Raw genomic sequence first — 18,404 nt, forward strand, 5'->3', positions numbered from 1 at the left:
TTTGTTTAGCCTTTAATGGCTTTCACCAGGTAATCAAGGATGTCGCCGGTCTTGATCATCTGTTTTTCGCCGCTGCGACGGTATTTGTATTCAATCTCATCGCTGTCAAGGTTACGGTCGCCGATAACGACGGTGTGTGGGATGCCGATCAGTTCCATATCGGCGAACATCACGCCCGGACGCTCTTTACGGTCATCCATCAGCACTTCGATGCCCTGAGCGCGCAGCTCGGCATACAGCTTCTCGGCCAGCTCCTGCACGCGGTAAGACTTGTGCATGTTCATTGGCAGAATGGCGACCTGGAACGGCGCGATATTGTCCGGCCAGACGATGCCGCGCTCGTCGTAGTTCTGCTCAATTGCCGCAGCCACCACGCGCGTCACCCCGATACCGTAGCAGCCCATGGTCAGGATCTGGTTACGGCCATCTTCACCCTGAACAGCCGCGTTCAGCGCGCGAGAGTATTTATCGCCCAGCTGGAAGATGTGGCCGACCTCGATGCCGCGCTTAATCATCAGGGTACCCTGACCATCCGGGCTTGGATCGCCTGCAACCACGTTACGGATGTCAGCCACTTCCGGCGTCGCCACGTCGCGATCCCAGTTGATGCCGAAGTAGTGTTTACCGTCGATGTTCGCACCAGCGGAGAAGTCGCTCATCGCGGCTACAGTGCGGTCAATAACAACAGGCACCGGCAGATTGACTGGACCCAGTGAACCTGGACCCGCATTGACCACGGCGCGGATTTCCGCTTCCGTGGCAAACGTCAGCGGGCTGGCGACCTGCGGCAGTTTCTCGGCTTTCACTTCGTTCAGCTCGTGATCGCCACGCACCAGCAGGGCAACCAGCGGGTAAGCGCTGCCTTCGGTGGATTTCACCAGCAGCGTTTTCACGGTTTTTTCAACTGGCAGATTGAACTGCTCAACCAGCTCGGCAATGGTTTTCGCGTTTGGCGTATCAACCAGCGTCATCTCTTGCGTTGCTGCAGCACGCGGTTCTTTTGGTGCCAGCGCTTCTGCAAATTCGATGTTCGCCGCGTAGTCTGAAGAGTCAGAGAAGATCACATCGTCTTCACCGCTCTGCGCCAGTACCTGGAACTCATGGGATGCGCTACCGCCGATGGAGCCGGTATCAGCCTGCACAGCACGGAAATCCAGACCCATGCGGGAGAAGATTTTGCTGTATGCCGCGTACATTGCTTCGTAAGTCTCTTGCAGTGATTCCTGAGAGGTATGGAAAGAGTAGGCATCTTTCATCAGGAATTCGCGAGAGCGCATGACGCCGAAACGCGGGCGAACTTCGTCACGGAACTTGGTCTGGATCTGAAAGAAGTTCAGCGGCAGCTGTTTGTAAGAGCTCAGCTCATTACGAATCAGGTCAGTAATAACTTCTTCATGCGTTGGGCCGAGAACGAACGGACGCTCGCCGCGATCGACGAAGCGCAGCAGTTCAGGACCATATTGTTCCCAACGGCCACTCTCCTGCCACAGGTCAGCGGGCTGAACCACAGGCATGGACACCTCGATAGCACCGGCGTTGTTCATCTCTTCACGCACGATGTTTTCGACTTTTTTCAGGACGCGCACGCCGGTCGGCAGCCAGGTATATAACCCGGAGGCCAGCTTGCGGATCATCCCGGCGCGCAGCATCAGCTGATGGCTGATCACTTCGGCGTCGGCAGGCGTCTCCTTCAGAGTGGAGAGCAGATATTGGCTAGTACGCATGTTGTTACGGTTCCATTTCGACGATTGGAACAGGCTGAAACACCAGCCTGACACAAAAAAAGTGGTTTAGTTTACCAGTGTGGTAAAGATGCCAAAAGAGAGGAGAACAAAATTACCTTGGTTCAAGGGCAAACACTTCAAAACCTGCCCCGGTGACGCGCCAGCGAACGTTAAAATCCATCAGCCAGACGGCGTACGTTTTTCCTGCTTCCTCTTCTTTACGGTAGGCCGGGCGCGGGTCCTGTGCCAGAACTTCGGTGATGAAATCCCGTAAGCGAGGATAGCGTTTCTCCAGCTGACCGAGCTGTGCGGTTATCTCAGGCGTAAAATACACCGGCATGTCCGCCTGTGGTGCGTCCTGAGCATAACTTGCACGCGCGTTCGGGAGCGCTTCGGCGAAGGGCAAATAGGGCTTGATGTCGATAACCGGCGTGCCGTCGACCAGGTCCAGGCTACCTAACTCCAGTATCACCCGATCTTTCTGGCAGCGTATGCCTTTCAGTTCAACCAGCGACATGCCAACCGGGTTTGGACGGAAGGTCGAGCGCGTTGCAAACACGCCCATTCTCGCATTACCGCCAAGACGAGGAGGACGCACGGTAGGTCGCCAGCCGCCTTCCATCGTCTGGTGAAACACGAACACCACCCATAGATGGCTGAAAGCCTCGAGCCCGCGTACCGCATCGGCCTGATTGTAAGGCGCAATCAGGTGAAGCTCACCGCTTCCGCTGGTGACCAGACCGGGCTGGCGAGGGACGGCGAACTTCTCTTTATAAGGAGAGTGGATAACGCCTATCTGCTCGAACTGAAATGCACTCATTTCGCCGTGATGTTCAGCGCAGAGCCGATGCAAACCGCCTGACGGTAGCAGCCCGGCGTGCCGCTGGTGACTTCACAGCTGTGCAGCAGAACCGCGTTAGCTTTCATTTTTGCGGCATTAATCTGCATGCGTTTACGCGCTGTCGGAATATTTGGTGGTGAGTCCTGATTGGTCGCCTGACAGGATTCGCCGCTCACTTCGCCCAGTTCACGGAACGGTTTACCGACGAGTTCGTCCGCTTTCGTGATAATACGAACCGGCGCAGGGCGAACCACTTTCGGTTTCGCAGGCTCGGTCTTTGGCGGGGTTGCCGTGCTTTGAACAGGTTCAACGGGAGATCTGCTTAGCATAGAACAGCCGCTCAGCATGAGTGCTAAAAGACAGATCGGTAAAGCACGCATAATATTTCCTCAATGGATAATCAAAACGTCAGATATTGAATCAGTTGACTGCACAAATGACAAGACGGGCATAAGCCCGTCCTGATGATATTACACTGAGGTGAGATTACCAGCCTTTAACAGCGCCGCCGTTAAACACTTTGTTGGCTTCCTGGTAAACTTCATCTGACTGATAGGCCTGAACGAATTTCTTCACGTTTTCCGCGTCCTTGTTGTCTTCGCGAGTCACGATCAGGTTAACGTACGGGGAGTCTTTATCTTCAACGAAGATACCGTCTTTGGCTGGCGTCAGGCCAATCTGGCTGGCGTACGTGGTGTTGATAACGGCCAGAGCAATCTGTGCATCGTCCAGAGAACGTGGCAGCTGCGGTGCTTCCAGTTCAACGATTTTCAGATTTTTCGGGTTCTCGGTGACGTCCAGAACGGTTGGCAGTAGGCCAACACCGTCTTTCAGTTTGATCAGGCCCACCTTCTGCAGCAGCAGCAGGGAACGACCAAGGTTAGTCGGGTCGTTAGGTACGGCAACCTGAGATCCTGGCTGCAGTTCGTCCAGTGATTTAATTTTCTTAGAGTAACCGGCAATCGGATAAACGAAGGTGTTACCGACACCCACCAGTTTATAGCCGCGATCTTTAATCTGCTGATCCAGGTATGGCTTATGCTGGAAGGCATTCGCGTCGATATCGCCTTTGCTCAGCGCTTCGTTCGGCAGAACGTAATCGTTGAAGGTGACCAGCTCTACGTCCAGGCCATACTTCTCTTTTGCTACTTTCTGAGCAACTTCTGCAACCTGCTGTTCTGCACCCACGATAACGCCCACTTTAATGTGGTTTGGATCCTTTTCGTCCTGACCGCAACCCACCAGTGCCAGAGAGCCGATCAGCGCGCCTACTGCTGCGAAGGTCTTTAATTTAAACGCCATGTTTTATCCTTAACTCGTAGAGTTTGTGTTGTGTGTAACGTTATTTGTGCGTAACAGCCCGGACGATGCGATCGCCAGAGAACTGGATTAAGTAAACCAGAACAACCAGCAATACCAGAACGGTATTCATCACGGTAGCGTTATATCCAATATAGCCGTACTGGTAACCAATCTGACCTAAACCGCCGGCACCAACGGCACCGCCCATCGCGGAATAACCGACCAGGGTGATAAGCGTAATAGTTGCCGCATTCACCAGCCCTGGCAGCGCCTCAGGCAACAGAACCTTGCGGACGATCTGCACCGGCGTGGCACCCATCGCACGGGAAGCTTCGATCAAACCGGTTGGGATCTCCAGCAAGGCGTTCTCCACCATACGGGCGATAAACGGCGCAGCGCCAACGGTCAGCGGAACGATCGCCGCCTGCAGACCGATAGACGTTCCGACGATCACGCGGGTAAACGGAATCATCCATACCAGTAAAATAATGAACGGGATAGAACGGAAGATGTTCACCAGCGCAGAGAGCGTACGGTACAGCTTCGCGTTCTCAATGATTTGACCCGGACGCGTCACGTACAGCAACACGCCGACCGGCAGGCCAATCAAAAAACCAAAGAAGCCAGAGACAAAGCTCATTGCCAGCGTTTCCCAAACGCCGCGAACCAGCAGCCACATCATCGGCTCAGACATAACCCAGTACCTCTACTTTTACGTGATGTTCTTGCAGCCAGGCAATAGCTGCCTGGGTTTCTTCTTGTGTGCCGTGCATTTCTGTCAGCATGATGCCGAACTTCACGCCACCGGCGTAATCCATCTGCGCGCTGATGATGTTGTTGTTCACGTTAAAGCGACGTGCGGTTTCGGAAAGCAGGGGAGCATCAACGGACTGACCGGTGAACTCCATGCGCAGCATCGGGACGCTGTCAGCAGCGGGTTCGGTCTTCAAGCGCTCCAGATAGTCTTCCGGGATATCCAGATGCAGGGTGGACTGGATGAACTGCTGCGCCAGCGGGGTTTTCGGATGCGAGAACACTTCACTTACCGTGTCCTGCTCGATCAGTTCACCGTTGCTAATGACCGCCACGCAGTCGCAGATGCGTTTCACCACATCCATCTCGTGCGTAATAAGGAGGATCGTCAGGCCCAGACGACGATTAATGTCTTTCAGCAGTTCCAGAATAGAACGCGTGGTTGCGGGATCCAGTGCGCTGGTGGCCTCATCGCACAGCAGTACCTTAGGATTGCTGGCCAGCGCGCGGGCGATGGCCACACGTTGTTTTTGCCCGCCGGACAGATTTGCCGGGTAGCTATCATGTTTATCGCCCAGACCCACGAGGTCGAGCAGCTCGGTGACGCGACGCTTCACTTCTTCTTTTGGCGTGTTATCCAGCTCAAGGGGTAAGGCAACGTTGCCGAACACGGTGCGGGAAGCCAGCAGGTTAAAGTGCTGGAAAATCATGCCAATCTGACGACGCGCTTTGGTGAGTTCTTTCTCTGAAAGGGCGGTGAGTTCCTGGCCGCCAACTTCTACGCTGCCCTGGGTTGGACGCTCAAGCAGGTTAACACAACGGATCAGCGTGCTTTTACCTGCACCCGATGCGCCAATGACGCCATAAATTTGACCAGCAGGAACATGCAGGCTGACATTGTTCAGAGCCTGAATGGTTCGGTTCCCCTGCTGGAACACTTTGGTGATATTGGAAAGTTTAATCATTAGATTATTTTTATCGTATGTAAGTTAGCCGTGGCATTTTCTTCTGCCAGATACGGGTGATGGCCGTAAACAAAACGGATGTTAAGGCATCCAGACGTCTAAATCAATCCAACTCTGTACGATGAGCACTTTATTGCGCTGCGATTCATGAGATACTAGTCGAACATGCCTTTTTCAGGAGCAAACCGGTGGCAAAATCAGTACCCGCAATTTTCCTCGATCGTGACGGCACTATTAATGTGGATCACGGTTATGTCCATGAGATTGATGAGTTCGAGTTTATCGAGGGCGTAATAGATGCCATGCGCCAGCTGAAAGAGATGGGGTATGCGCTGGTGGTCGTGACGAACCAGTCCGGTATTGCACGCGGTAAATTCACCGAAGCGCAGTTCGAAACGCTGACGGAATGGATGGACTGGTCGCTGGCCGACCGCGGTGTGGATCTCGATGGCATCTACTATTGTCCGCATCACCCACAGGGAACCGTAGAAGAATATCGTCAGACCTGTGATTGCCGTAAGCCGCATCCGGGAATGTTCATCTCTGCGCAGGAGTTCCTGCACATTGATATGGCGGCTTCTTATATGGTGGGCGATAAACTGGAAGATATGCAGGCAGCCACAGCAGCGGGTGTAGGGACCAAAATATTAGTACGCACCGGCAAGCCAGTGACGCCAGAAGCTGAGAATGCTGCGGATTGGGTAATTAATAGTCTGGCCGATCTGCCAAAAGAGATTAAAAAGCACCAAAAATAGCCTTTCTGGTGAAAATATGAGCGGTTGAAATAAAAATGCATTTTTCCGCTTGTCATTCCTCGGCGGCCCCCTATAATGCGCCTCCATCGACACGGCGGATGTGAATCACTTCACAAACAGCCCGGTCGGTTGAAGAGAAAAAATCCTGAAATAACGGGTTGACTCTGAAAGAGGAAAGCGTAATATACGCCACCTCGCAACGGTGAGCGAAAGCCGCGTTGCACTGCTCTTTAACAATTTATCAGACAATCTGTGTGGGCACTCAAAGTGACATGGATTCTTAACGTCGCAAGACGAAAAATGAATACCAAGTCTCTGAGTGAACATACGTAATTCATTACGAAGTTTAATTCACGAGCATCAAACTTAAATTGAAGAGTTTGATCATGGCTCAGATTGAACGCTGGCGGCAGGCCTAACACATGCAAGTCGAGCGGTAACACAGGGAGCTTGCTCCTGGGTGACGAGCGGCGGACGGGTGAGTAATGTCTGGGAAACTGCCTGATGGAGGGGGATAACTACTGGAAACGGTAGCTAATACCGCATAACGTCGCAAGACCAAAGAGGGGGACCTTCGGGCCTCTTGCCATCAGATGTGCCCAGATGGGATTAGCTAGTAGGTGGGGTAACGGCTCACCTAGGCGACGATCCCTAGCTGGTCTGAGAGGATGACCAGCCACACTGGAACTGAGACACGGTCCAGACTCCTACGGGAGGCAGCAGTGGGGAATATTGCACAATGGGCGCAAGCCTGATGCAGCCATGCCGCGTGTATGAAGAAGGCCTTCGGGTTGTAAAGTACTTTCAGCGGGGAGGAAGGCGTTGAGGTTAATAACCTCAGCGATTGACGTTACCCGCAGAAGAAGCACCGGCTAACTCCGTGCCAGCAGCCGCGGTAATACGGAGGGTGCAAGCGTTAATCGGAATTACTGGGCGTAAAGCGCACGCAGGCGGTCTGTCAAGTCGGATGTGAAATCCCCGGGCTCAACCTGGGAACTGCATTCGAAACTGGCAGGCTAGAGTCTTGTAGAGGGGGGTAGAATTCCAGGTGTAGCGGTGAAATGCGTAGAGATCTGGAGGAATACCGGTGGCGAAGGCGGCCCCCTGGACAAAGACTGACGCTCAGGTGCGAAAGCGTGGGGAGCAAACAGGATTAGATACCCTGGTAGTCCACGCCGTAAACGATGTCGACTTGGAGGTTGTGCCCTTGAGGCGTGGCTTCCGGAGCTAACGCGTTAAGTCGACCGCCTGGGGAGTACGGCCGCAAGGTTAAAACTCAAATGAATTGACGGGGGCCCGCACAAGCGGTGGAGCATGTGGTTTAATTCGATGCAACGCGAAGAACCTTACCTACTCTTGACATCCAGAGAACTTTCCAGAGATGGATTGGTGCCTTCGGGAACTCTGAGACAGGTGCTGCATGGCTGTCGTCAGCTCGTGTTGTGAAATGTTGGGTTAAGTCCCGCAACGAGCGCAACCCTTATCCTTTGTTGCCAGCGGTCCGGCCGGGAACTCAAAGGAGACTGCCAGTGATAAACTGGAGGAAGGTGGGGATGACGTCAAGTCATCATGGCCCTTACGAGTAGGGCTACACACGTGCTACAATGGCGCATACAAAGAGAAGCGACCTCGCGAGAGCAAGCGGACCTCATAAAGTGCGTCGTAGTCCGGATTGGAGTCTGCAACTCGACTCCATGAAGTCGGAATCGCTAGTAATCGTAGATCAGAATGCTACGGTGAATACGTTCCCGGGCCTTGTACACACCGCCCGTCACACCATGGGAGTGGGTTGCAAAAGAAGTAGGTAGCTTAACCTTCGGGAGGGCGCTTACCACTTTGTGATTCATGACTGGGGTGAAGTCGTAACAAGGTAACCGTAGGGGAACCTGCGGTTGGATCACCTCCTTACCTTAAAGAACCTGCCTTTGTAGTGCTCACACAGATTGTCTGATGAAAAACAGCAGTAAAAATCTCTGCAGGCTTGTAGCTCAGGTGGTTAGAGCGCACCCCTGATAAGGGTGAGGTCGGTGGTTCAAGTCCACTCAGGCCTACCAAATTTTCCCTGATACTGCGTTGCGGCAACGCTCACATACTGATGTATGCTTCGCGTTACCACGCCTTGTCTCAGGAAAAATTACCGGTACAGAGATTGCAAAACGATGGGGCTATAGCTCAGCTGGGAGAGCGCCTGCTTTGCACGCAGGAGGTCTGCGGTTCGATCCCGCATAGCTCCACCATCTTTTACTGCAAACACAAGAAAACTTCAGAGTGAACCTGAAAAGGTTCACTGCGAAGTTTTGCTCTTTAAAAATCTGGATCAAGCTGAAAATTGAAACGACACATCTTAATGGTGTGTTCGAGTCTCTCAAATTTTCGCAATCAGAAGTGAAACATCTTCGGGTTGTGAGGTTAAGCGACTAAGCGTACACGGTGGATGCCCTGGCAGTCAGAGGCGATGAAGGACGTGCTAATCTGCGAAAAGCGCCGGCGAGGTGATATGAACCTTTGACCCGGCGATGTCCGAATGGGGAAACCCAGTGCAATTCGTTGCACTATCGTTAACTGAATACATAGGTTAACGAGGCAAACCGGGGGAACTGAAACATCTAAGTACCCCGAGGAAAAGAAATCAACCGAGATTCCCCCAGTAGCGGCGAGCGAACGGGGAGCAGCCCAGAGTCTGAATCAGCTTGTGTGTTAGTGGAAGCGTCTGGAAAGTCGCACGGTACAGGGTGACAGTCCCGTACACGAAAGCACACAGGCTGTGAACTCGAAGAGTAGGGCGGGACACGTGGTATCCTGTCTGAATATGGGGGGACCATCCTCCAAGGCTAAATACTCCTGACTGACCGATAGTGAACCAGTACCGTGAGGGAAAGGCGAAAAGAACCCCGGCGAGGGGAGTGAAAAAGAACCTGAAACCGTGTACGTACAAGCAGTGGGAGCACCTTCGTGGTGTGACTGCGTACCTTTTGTATAATGGGTCAGCGACTTATATTCTGTAGCAAGGTTAACCGTATAGGGGAGCCGAAGGGAAACCGAGTCTTAACTGGGCGTTAAGTTGCAGGGTATAGACCCGAAACCCGGTGATCTAGCCATGGGCAGGTTGAAGGTTGGGTAACACTAACTGGAGGACCGAACCGACTAATGTTGAAAAATTAGCGGATGACTTGTGGCTGGGGGTGAAAGGCCAATCAAACCGGGAGATAGCTGGTTCTCCCCGAAAGCTATTTAGGTAGCGCCTCGTGAACTCATCTTCGGGGGTAGAGCACTGTTTCGGCTAGGGGGCCATCCCGGCTTACCAACCCGATGCAAACTACGAATACCGAAGAATGTTATCACGGGAGACACACGGCGGGTGCTAACGTCCGTCGTGAAGAGGGAAACAACCCAGACCGCCAGCTAAGGTCCCAAAGTCATGGTTAAGTGGGAAACGATGTGGGAAGGCACAGACAGCCAGGATGTTGGCTTAGAAGCAGCCATCATTTAAAGAAAGCGTAATAGCTCACTGGTCGAGTCGGCCTGCGCGGAAGATGTAACGGGGCTAAACCATGCACCGAAGCTGCGGCAGCGACACTATGTGTTGTTGGGTAGGGGAGCGTTCTGTAAGCCGTTGAAGGTGTGCTGTGAGGCATGCTGGAGGTATCAGAAGTGCGAATGCTGACATAAGTAACGATAAAGCGGGTGAAAAGCCCGCTCGCCGGAAGACCAAGGGTTCCTGTCCAACGTTAATCGGGGCAGGGTGAGTCGACCCCTAAGGCGAGGCCGAAAGGCGTAGTCGATGGGAAACAGGTTAATATTCCTGTACTTGGTGTTACTGCGAAGGGGGGACGGAGAAGGCTATGTTAGCCGGGCGACGGTTGTCCCGGTTTAAGCATGTAGGCGGAGGTTCCAGGTAAATCCGGTACCTTATTAACGCTGAGGTGTGATGACGAGGCACTACGGTGCTGAAGTAACAAATGCCCTGCTTCCAGGAAAAGCCTCTAAGCATCAGGTAACACGAAATCGTACCCCAAACCGACACAGGTGGTCAGGTAGAGAATACCAAGGCGCTTGAGAGAACTCGGGTGAAGGAACTAGGCAAAATGGTGCCGTAACTTCGGGAGAAGGCACGCTGATATGTAGGTGAAGCCCCTGCGGGTGGAGCTGAAATCAGTCGAAGATACCAGCTGGCTGCAACTGTTTATTAAAAACACAGCACTGTGCAAACACGAAAGTGGACGTATACGGTGTGACGCCTGCCCGGTGCCGGAAGGTTAATTGATGGGGTTAGCGGCAACGCGAAGCTCTTGATCGAAGCCCCGGTAAACGGCGGCCGTAACTATAACGGTCCTAAGGTAGCGAAATTCCTTGTCGGGTAAGTTCCGACCTGCACGAATGGCGTAATGATGGCCAGGCTGTCTCCACCCGAGACTCAGTGAAATTGAACTCGCTGTGAAGATGCAGTGTACCCGCGGCAAGACGGAAAGACCCCGTGAACCTTTACTATAGCTTGACACTGAACACTGGTCCTTGATGTGTAGGATAGGTGGGAGGCTTTGAAGCGTGGACGCCAGTCTGCGTGGAGCCGTCCTTGAAATACCACCCTTTAATGGCTGGTGTTCTAACGTAGACCCGTGATCCGGGTTGCGGACAGTGTCTGGTGGGTAGTTTGACTGGGGCGGTCTCCTCCCAAAGAGTAACGGAGGAGCACGAAGGTTAGCTAATCCTGGTCGGACATCAGGAGGTTAGTGCAATGGCATAAGCTAGCTTGACTGCGAGAGTGACGGCTCGAGCAGGTGCGAAAGCAGGTCATAGTGATCCGGTGGTTCTGAATGGAAGGGCCATCGCTCAACGGATAAAAGGTACTCCGGGGATAACAGGCTGATACCGCCCAAGAGTTCATATCGACGGCGGTGTTTGGCACCTCGATGTCGGCTCATCACATCCTGGGGCTGAAGTAGGTCCCAAGGGTATGGCTGTTCGCCATTTAAAGTGGTACGCGAGCTGGGTTTAGAACGTCGTGAGACAGTTCGGTCCCTATCTGCCGTGGGCGCTGGAGAATTGAGGGGGGCTGCTCCTAGTACGAGAGGACCGGAGTGGACGCATCACTGGTGTTCGGGTTGTCATGCCAATGGCACTGCCCGGTAGCTAAATGCGGAAAAGATAAGTGCTGAAAGCATCTAAGCACGAAACTTGCCCCGAGATGAGTTCTCCCTGAGACTTTAAGTCTCCTGAAGGAACGTTGAAGACGACGACGTTGATAGGTCGGGTGTGTAAGCGCAGCGATGCGTTGAGCTAACCGATACTAATGAACCGTGAGGCTTAACCTTACAACGCCGAAGGTGTTTTGGCGAAGAGACAGAACAATCAATTTCAGCCTGATACAGATTTAACAGAATTTGCCTGGCGGCTTTAGCGCGGTGGTCCCACCTGACCCCATGCCGAACTCAGAAGTGAAACGCCGTAGCGCCGATGGTAGTGTGGGGTCTCCCCATGTGAGAGTAGGGAACTGCCAGGCATCAAATTAAGTAGTAAGCCGGTGCATTAATCCGGTGGTTACAAGCAGTCTTCGGTGGAGCGGTAGTTCAGTCGGTTAGAATACCTGCCTGTCACGCAGGGGGTCGCGGGTTCGAGTCCCGTCCGTTCCGCCACTTATTAAAAGCCCTGAGCTAACGCTCAGGGCTTTTTTCTTATCTGACGCTTAATTATTGCGAAATCAGCAAAAATCCTCTGCGTTTTGCGATCTTTTTCTCTATAACAACGCCAGCGATAATCGTCCTCAGTTTACGAACATAACGATTGAGGAATAGTATGACTCTCCCTGCATTTGGTCTGGGCACTTTCCGCCTTAAAGACGACGTTGTTATTGCATCAGTTAAAACCGCACTCGAACTGGGCTATCGCGCGGTTGATACGGCGCAGATCTATGAAAACGAAGCTGCCGTAGGACAAGCTCTCGAAGAGAGTGGTGTACCGCGTAATGAGCTGTTCATCACCACGAAAATCTGGATTGAGAATCTCAGCAAAGACAAGCTGATCCCAAGCCTGAAAGAAAGCCTGAAAAAACTGCGTACTGACTATGTAGATTTGACGCTGATCCACTGGCCATCACCGAACGATGCCGTCTCCGTGGAAGAATTCATGCAGGCATTGCTGGAAGCGAAAAAGCAGGGATTAACCCGCGAAATTGGGATCTCCAACTTCACGATCCCGCTGATGGAAAAAGCTATTGCTGCTGTTGGCGCAGAAAATATTGCGACCAACCAGATTGAGCTGTCTCCGTACCTGCAAAATCGTAAAGTCGTGGACTGGGCAAAACAGCACGGGATCCACATCACCTCATACATGACGCTGGCCTATGGTAAGGCGCTGAAAGATGAAGTGATTACGCGTATCGCTGAGAAACATAGCGCGACTGCCGCGCAGGTCATTCTGGCATGGGCAATGGGTGAAGGTTATGCCGTGATCCCATCATCAACTAAGCGTGAAAACCTGGCCAGCAACCTGTTAGCAACGGATCTTCATCTGGATGCTGACGATAAAAAAGCGATTGCCGCGCTGGAGTGCAACGATCGTCTGGTCAGCCCGGAAGGTTTAGCTCCTGACTGGGATTAAGTTTGACCCGCCCTCTGTAACCTGAACCCTCACACAGCTCCTCCGGGAGCTGTTTTTATATGTTCACTCAGAAAATCAATAAAGGCACGAATGCGCGTACTAACCGCTCTGTCACTGTAATACACCGCGCTAAAAGGCATTTCGACCGGCAAGCGTTTATCGGCCATCAATTCCACCAGCTCACCCCGGGCAATCTCCTTATCAATCATATAGTCTGACAAGCAGGCGATACCATTGCCTTCAAGGCACAGCTGCTTTAGTGTTTCCCCGCTGTTAGATGACAATCCGCTCGTAATTTCATGAAGTTGACCATCATGACAGGCGACAGGCCAGGTGTTCAGCGATACCGGCTCCGTAAAGCCCAGGCACAGATGCTGCTTCAGTTCTTCAACCGTCTCCGGTTTACCATGTTCAGCAATATACTGTGGCGACGCGATAATTTTACGGTAGCTGGCAAACAGAGGGCGGGCACGCAAGCTTGAATCGGTCAGCGTTCCCGCCCGAATAGCCACATCCACTTTACGCTCGATGAGGTTAATAAACGTCTCTGAGGAGACGAGAGAAAGCGTCATCTCCGGATAGCGTTCGCGGAAAGGTTTAATCAGCGGCATCAGAAAGTGAAGCACAACCGGCGTGGCTGCATCAATGCGCAGTAATCCGCGCGGCGTGCTGCGGGTCTCCATTATCTCGGTCTCCGCTGCGGCCATCTCCTGCAGTACCGACTGCACGCGGCGAAAATAACGCTCTCCTTCTTCCGTCAGGCTCAGCTGTCGCGTCGTTCGGTTGAGCAGACTCACTCCAAGCTTCATCTCCAGTTTTTTTACCGAACGGCTGATGGCTGAGTTAGCCTGTCCCAGCTGTTCGGCCGCGCGGCTAAAGCTGCCGCTTTCAACGACGGCGACAAAGATTGTCAGCTCTTCCGATGTAGCTTTCATTGTTGCACCACCTGCAAAATTCTATTGAGATTTTGACCATTTTTGTTATTTAAGCACTGGCGCATACTGCCTGTCATCTTAATCATGATGATACGGAGTATTTTATGCCACTGGCGCTACTTGCCCTGACGATCAGTGCCTTTGCAATTGGCACGACCGAATTTGTTATCGTGGGGCTGGTTCCCACTATTGCTAACCAGCTTGCGATCTCGTTACCCTCTGCCGGACTGTTGGTGTCTATCTACGCCCTGGGCGTCGCCGTCGGGGCGCCAGTGCTGACGGCACTGACCGGGCGTTTTCCGCGTAAGCAGCTGTTAGTCGCGCTGATGGTGCTGTTCACCGCCGGCAACATTCTGGCCTGGCAGGCACCGGACTACACCACGCTGGTGATTGCCCGTCTGTTGACCGGCCTTGCGCACGGGGTGTTCTTCTCGATTGGTTCCACTATTGCAACCAGCCTGGTACCCAAAGAGAAAGCGGCCTCCGCCATTGCGATCATGTTCGGTGGGCTGACCGTTGCACTCGTCACGGGCGTACCGTTGGGCACGTTTATCGGACAACACTTCGGCTGGCGTGAAACGTTCCTGGCCGTCTCCTTACTGGGCGTCATTGCCCTGGTGACCAGCCTGCTGCTGGTGCCGTCGAATATTCCTGGCCGGGCCAGCGCCAGCCTGAGCGATCAGCTGAAGGTACTCACGCATCCGCGTTTGCTGATCATCTACGCGGTTACTGCGCTGGGCTATGGCGGCGTATTCACCGCCTTCACTTTCCTTGCACCGATGATGCAGGACCTGGCGGGTTTCTCCCCCAATGCCGTGAGCTGGATTTTGCTGGGATACGGTATTTCCGTTGCGATTGGCAATATCTGGGGCGGCAAGCTTGCGGATAAGCATGGTGCGGTACCGGCGCTGAAATTCATCTTCGCCGCGCTGGTCGTTCTGTTGATGATTTTCCAGTTCACGGCTTCGATACACTACGCCGCGCTGGTCACCGTGCTGGTCATGGGGATCTTCGCCTTTGGTAATGTGCCCGGGCTTCAGGTCTACGTTGTACAAAAAGCCGAGCTTTATACGCCCAATGCGGTGGATGTGGCGTCCGGCCTGAATATTGCCGCTTTTAATATTGGTATCGCGCTGGGCTCCATCATTGGTGGGCAAACCGTCGAACATTTCGGATTAACCCAGACGCCATGGATTGGCGCGGTGATTGTCCTGGTCGCTTTCCTGTTGATTGGTCTGAGCGGACGTCTTGATAAACCCGCCCGCGTCGCGCTGGGTTAACATCAGTAAGCGCTTGCTTACAAAACTGGAAAGCGGTTTCTCAGAAATTGCGTTGAAAGTGTGACCTAAAGTCCCTATAACATTAGAACCAGTCCGTTTTCCGGACTGGTTCATGTTACAGAGGCTGTTTCCAAAAGTGCGAAAAAATACCTATGCCATGCGTTATGTAGCCGGAATGCCCGCGGAGAGGATCTTGCCTCCGGGGTCATTTGCGAGCATAAGCCAGGCATTACCCGCCGGCACGCCGTTAAGCAGCGATGAAAAAATCCGCGTACTGGTGTGGAATATCTTTAAGCAGCAGCGTGCGGAGTGGTTATCGGTCCTCAAGAATTTTGGCAAAGATGCCCATCTGGTCCTGCTCCAGGAGGCGCAAACCACGCCTGAGCTCGTTCGGTTTGCTACCACTCACTATCTTGCCGCCGACCAGGTACCCGCCTTTGTTTTGCCTCAGCATCCCTCAGGCGTGATGACGCTTTCTGCAGCACATCCCGTCTATTGCTGTCCGCTGCGCGAACGCGAGCCTATCCTGCGTCTGGCGAAATCGGCGCTGGTGACGGTCTATCCGCTGCCGGATACCCGAATGCTGATGGTTGTGAATATCCATGCGGTAAACTTCAGCCTGGGCGTGGATGTCTACAGTAAGCAGTTACTTCCCATTGGCGATCAGATAGCGCATCACAGCGGGCCCATCATTATGGCCGGCGATTTCAATGCCTGGAGCCGTCCGCGCATGAATGCGCTCTATCGCTTTGCGCGCGAAATGTCGTTGCGTGAGGTTCGTTTTAGCGATGACCAGCGCAAAAAAGCCTTTGGTCGTCCTCTCGATTTTGTCTTCTATCGTGGTTTGAGCGTGCACGATGCCTCTGTTCTGGTGACTCGCGCCTCGGATCATAATCCTCTACTAGTCGAATTCAGTCCCGGCAAACCTGATAAATAATGGTGTGTCAGGTCTGCCGTGGGGCAGGCCTGCGCGGGTGCTGCCCTTTATTTTTCACTCACAAAGGACAGTACGATGACAACAACACACTCCCATCATGACAACGTAGAAAGACAGTTTGGTTCTCAGGCAAGTGCCTATCTGAGCAGCGCCGTGCACGCTTCAGGTCGCGATCTGGTGCGTCTCGGTGAGCGCCTGTCGGCATTTCCGCAGGCGCACGTTCTGGATTTAGGCTGCGGGGCTGGGCATGCCAGCTTTACGGCTGCGCAGCAGGTGGCGCACGTTACCGCGTATGACTTATCCAGCCAGATGCTGGACGTTGTTGCCGAGGCGGCGAAAGCGAAGGGGCTGAACAACATTAATACGCGCCAGGGCTATGCCGAATCCTTACCGTTTGATGATGCGTCGTTTGAGGTGGTTATCAGCCGTTATTCCGCGCACCACTGGCATGATGTCGGCCAGGCATTACGAGAGGTCAAACGCGTTCTGAAGCCGGGCGGCACATTCATCATTATGGATGTGATGTCACCTGGGCATCCGGTGCGCAATATCTGGCTGCAAACGGTAGAAGCGCTGCGCGATACCTCGCACGTGCAAAACTACTCCAGCGGAGAGTGGTTGTCGCTTATCACGGAAGCGGGACTGATTACACGCTCGTTAATCACAGACCGTTTGCCGCTGGAGTTTAACTCGTGGATAGCGCGTATGCGCACCCCGGAAGCATTAAGTCAGGCGATCAGGCTGTATCAGGAGAGTGCATCCGCGGAGGTAAAGGCGTACTTTGAACTGCAAAACGATGGTTCATTCACCAGCGATACCATCATGGCTGAAGCGCAAAAAGCGGGTTAAACAAAAAAGGCACCGAGGGGAATCGGTGCCTTTTTATCTTTCGATCGTGCTATCAGGAGTCTGGCGTAGCGCTGTTCTTCACAAACAGCGTCAGCTGGTCGCCAGGTTTCAGATTGTCAGTATCATTGTTCCAGCGCATCACATCCTTGATGTTTACGCCGTGTCGTTTTGCGATACTGGATAGTGAATCGCCCTTGCGCACGCGATAGGTAATGCTATCGCTGTTGCTGGCGAGACGCTGTGCGCTGCTACCTGCACCTACCGTCAGAGTCTGACCCACTTTCAGGCCGGAGCTGCGCAGATTATTCCACTGCTGCAGATCTTTCGCATTCACGCCAAGACGTGACGCAATGCCCGAAAGCGTATCACCTGAACGAACCTTATAGCTGCGGCTGTTGACTGATGATGCATCCGCGATCAGCGTTGACTGAACGGCGGCGATTTCACCAGAAGCTAAAGACTCACGTAACTGGTCAGCATGTTTCTGCGGAACCATTACATACTGCGGGCCACTTGCCCCCAGGGTTGAGCCTTTAACGCCAGCATTAAAGGTTTTCAATTTACTTACCGACATACCCGTCATATCAGCAACCTGTTGAATATCAACTGGATTGCTGAGGCGAACACGCGCCAGTGCACGACTTTCGTCTGGTGTTGGCAGTTGTACACCATAACGCTTGCTGTTCTTGAGAATATCGCTCAAAGCCAGCATTTTCGGTACGTAAATCTTTGTTTCCTGTGGCAGTGAGAGCGACCAAAAATCGGTGGATTTACCCCGTGCTTTATTCGCTTTCATTGCCTTCAGTACACGACCTTCGCCGCTATTGTACGCTGCGACCGTTAACAGCCAGTCGCCGTCAAACATCTTGTTCAGACGTTGCATCATGTCGAGAGCTGCTGTCGTTGAAGCGACAACATCGCGACGCGCATCATAGTTGCGGGTCTGTTTCAGACCATAGTTTCGCCCTGTGCTCGGAATGATCTGCCAAATGCCTGCGGCATTGGCGCCAGACGTCGCGTGTGGGTCAAAAGCGCTCTCCACTATGGGTAGGAGTACCAGCTCCATAGGCATGTTACGTTTCTTAACTTGCCCGGCTATCCAGTACATATACGGCTCTGCCCGTAACGTTACATCGTGGAGATAGCTCTTATTTCTTAAATACTTCTGTTTCTGTTCGCGAATCCGGGTATTTTCCGGAATTCCCATCTTTAGCTCGTCGCCAATAGAGGTCCACAAGTCTTGATCCTGCGCGAAAGATGTTCCATCGTCCATCCAGCGCGCCGAACTTGCAAACTTCCCTGCTTCCCCTTGACCAGCTGCAGAAAGGCTCTGTGCGTGCTGTTGTACGTTGCTGCCATTCTGTGACTGGCAACCTACAAGCAGGACAGAGGCGAGTAATATCGCTTTTGCCTTCATGTGTGTGTCAATAGTTGCTTAAAAGACGAGCGATGATAACGGCGAAATT

Annotated in this window: 13 protein-coding genes, 3 tRNA genes and 3 rRNA genes; 11 read left to right on the forward strand and 8 right to left on the reverse strand. The window is 53.1% G+C overall.

The features are described 5' to 3' along the window. Nucleotides 1-5 precede the first annotated feature (5 nt). The 6 genes from proS to metN all read right to left on the reverse strand — a co-directional run bounded on the left by proS (nucleotide 6) and on the right by metN (nucleotide 5,585). Complete coding sequence (gene proS, locus AB3N39_RS04020; protein ID WP_136195590.1) at nucleotides 6-1,724, reverse strand: proline--tRNA ligase; 1,719 nt, start codon at nucleotides 1,722-1,724, stop codon at nucleotides 6-8. 112 nt (nucleotides 1,725-1,836) lie between these two features. Further along, nucleotides 1,837-2,544: a tRNA (N6-threonylcarbamoyladenosine(37)-N6)-methyltransferase TrmO gene (tsaA, locus tag AB3N39_RS04025; RefSeq protein ID WP_115876395.1), complete on the reverse strand. Its 708-nt coding sequence runs from the start codon at nucleotides 2,542-2,544 to the stop codon at nucleotides 1,837-1,839. Continuing rightward, the gene (gene rcsF, locus AB3N39_RS04030; protein WP_008501883.1) at nucleotides 2,541-2,945 is read right to left on the reverse strand and encodes an Rcs stress response system protein RcsF; all 405 of its coding nucleotides are present in this window, start codon (nucleotides 2,943-2,945) and stop codon (nucleotides 2,541-2,543) included. The genes tsaA and rcsF overlap by 4 nt, the downstream gene beginning before the upstream one ends. A gap of 106 nt (nucleotides 2,946-3,051) precedes the next feature. After that, nucleotides 3,052-3,867, reverse strand: a complete 816-nt coding sequence (gene metQ / locus AB3N39_RS04035; RefSeq protein WP_014168729.1) for a methionine ABC transporter substrate-binding lipoprotein MetQ — start codon at nucleotides 3,865-3,867, stop codon at nucleotides 3,052-3,054. 40 nt (nucleotides 3,868-3,907) lie between these two features. Next, nucleotides 3,908-4,561, reverse strand: a complete 654-nt coding sequence (locus AB3N39_RS04040) for a methionine ABC transporter permease MetI (protein ID WP_367897089.1) — start codon at nucleotides 4,559-4,561, stop codon at nucleotides 3,908-3,910. After that, complete coding sequence (metN, locus tag AB3N39_RS04045; RefSeq protein WP_023310475.1) at nucleotides 4,554-5,585, reverse strand: methionine ABC transporter ATP-binding protein MetN; 1,032 nt, start codon at nucleotides 5,583-5,585, stop codon at nucleotides 4,554-4,556. The genes AB3N39_RS04040 and metN overlap by 8 nt, the downstream gene beginning before the upstream one ends. Nucleotides 5,586-5,773: 188 nt before the next feature. Between metN and gmhB the strand changes: the two genes are divergently transcribed. From gmhB to dkgB, 8 genes are all read left to right on the forward strand, one after another. After that, nucleotides 5,774-6,340, forward strand: a complete 567-nt coding sequence (gmhB, locus tag AB3N39_RS04050) for a D-glycero-beta-D-manno-heptose 1,7-bisphosphate 7-phosphatase (RefSeq protein WP_143344664.1) — start codon at nucleotides 5,774-5,776, stop codon at nucleotides 6,338-6,340. A gap of 368 nt (nucleotides 6,341-6,708) precedes the next feature. Beyond that, a 16S ribosomal RNA gene (locus AB3N39_RS04055) occupies nucleotides 6,709-8,248 on the forward strand. Nucleotides 8,249-8,317: 69 nt separating this feature from the next. Further along, a tRNA-Ile gene (locus AB3N39_RS04060) sits at nucleotides 8,318-8,394 on the forward strand. Between the two features lie 107 nt (nucleotides 8,395-8,501). Beyond that, nucleotides 8,502-8,577 (forward strand) — tRNA-Ala (locus tag AB3N39_RS04065). Nucleotides 8,578-8,747: 170 nt separating this feature from the next. Continuing rightward, nucleotides 8,748-11,652 (forward strand): 23S ribosomal RNA (locus tag AB3N39_RS04070). 72 nt (nucleotides 11,653-11,724) lie between these two features. Continuing rightward, a 5S ribosomal RNA gene (gene rrf, locus AB3N39_RS04075) occupies nucleotides 11,725-11,840 on the forward strand. Together the 16S, 23S and 5S rRNA genes with 3 tRNA genes alongside form the textbook arrangement of a ribosomal RNA operon. Nucleotides 11,841-11,896: 56 nt before the next feature. Then, a tRNA-Asp gene (locus AB3N39_RS04080) sits at nucleotides 11,897-11,973 on the forward strand. Nucleotides 11,974-12,133: 160 nt separating this feature from the next. Continuing rightward, complete coding sequence (gene dkgB, locus AB3N39_RS04085) at nucleotides 12,134-12,937, forward strand: 2,5-didehydrogluconate reductase DkgB (protein WP_115874283.1); 804 nt, start codon at nucleotides 12,134-12,136, stop codon at nucleotides 12,935-12,937. 29 nt (nucleotides 12,938-12,966) lie between these two features. Here the strand turns inward: dkgB and yafC are convergent, their stop codons facing one another. Continuing rightward, nucleotides 12,967-13,872: a DNA-binding transcriptional regulator YafC gene (yafC, locus tag AB3N39_RS04090; RefSeq protein WP_045909864.1), complete on the reverse strand. Its 906-nt coding sequence runs from the start codon at nucleotides 13,870-13,872 to the stop codon at nucleotides 12,967-12,969. A 104-nt stretch (nucleotides 13,873-13,976) separates the two neighbouring features. Here yafC and AB3N39_RS04095 point away from each other — a divergent pair, with 104 nt between their 5' ends. The 3 genes from AB3N39_RS04095 to AB3N39_RS04105 all read left to right on the forward strand — a co-directional run bounded on the left by AB3N39_RS04095 (nucleotide 13,977) and on the right by AB3N39_RS04105 (nucleotide 16,938). Next, nucleotides 13,977-15,152 carry an MFS transporter gene (locus tag AB3N39_RS04095; protein ID WP_133293825.1) on the forward strand — a complete coding sequence of 392 codons (1,176 nt, stop codon included), beginning with the start codon at nucleotides 13,977-13,979 and terminating at the stop codon, nucleotides 15,150-15,152. A gap of 136 nt (nucleotides 15,153-15,288) precedes the next feature. Beyond that, a complete protein-coding gene (locus AB3N39_RS04100; protein WP_025912579.1) occupies nucleotides 15,289-16,089 on the forward strand; it encodes an endonuclease/exonuclease/phosphatase family protein in 801 nt (266 codons plus the stop codon). Between the two features lie 75 nt (nucleotides 16,090-16,164). Next, nucleotides 16,165-16,938, forward strand: coding sequence for a class I SAM-dependent methyltransferase (locus AB3N39_RS04105; RefSeq protein WP_367897090.1), 774 nt, complete (start codon nucleotides 16,165-16,167; stop codon nucleotides 16,936-16,938). 52 nt (nucleotides 16,939-16,990) lie between these two features. Here AB3N39_RS04105 and mltD read toward each other — a convergent pair whose 3' ends face one another. Then, nucleotides 16,991-18,355: a murein transglycosylase D gene (mltD, locus tag AB3N39_RS04110; RefSeq protein ID WP_115874287.1), complete on the reverse strand. Its 1,365-nt coding sequence runs from the start codon at nucleotides 18,353-18,355 to the stop codon at nucleotides 16,991-16,993. Nucleotides 18,356-18,404 lie beyond the last annotated feature (49 nt).

This window comes from Enterobacter vonholyi (genome assembly GCF_040834095.1).
Classification (GTDB): domain Bacteria; phylum Pseudomonadota; class Gammaproteobacteria; order Enterobacterales; family Enterobacteriaceae; genus Enterobacter; species Enterobacter vonholyi.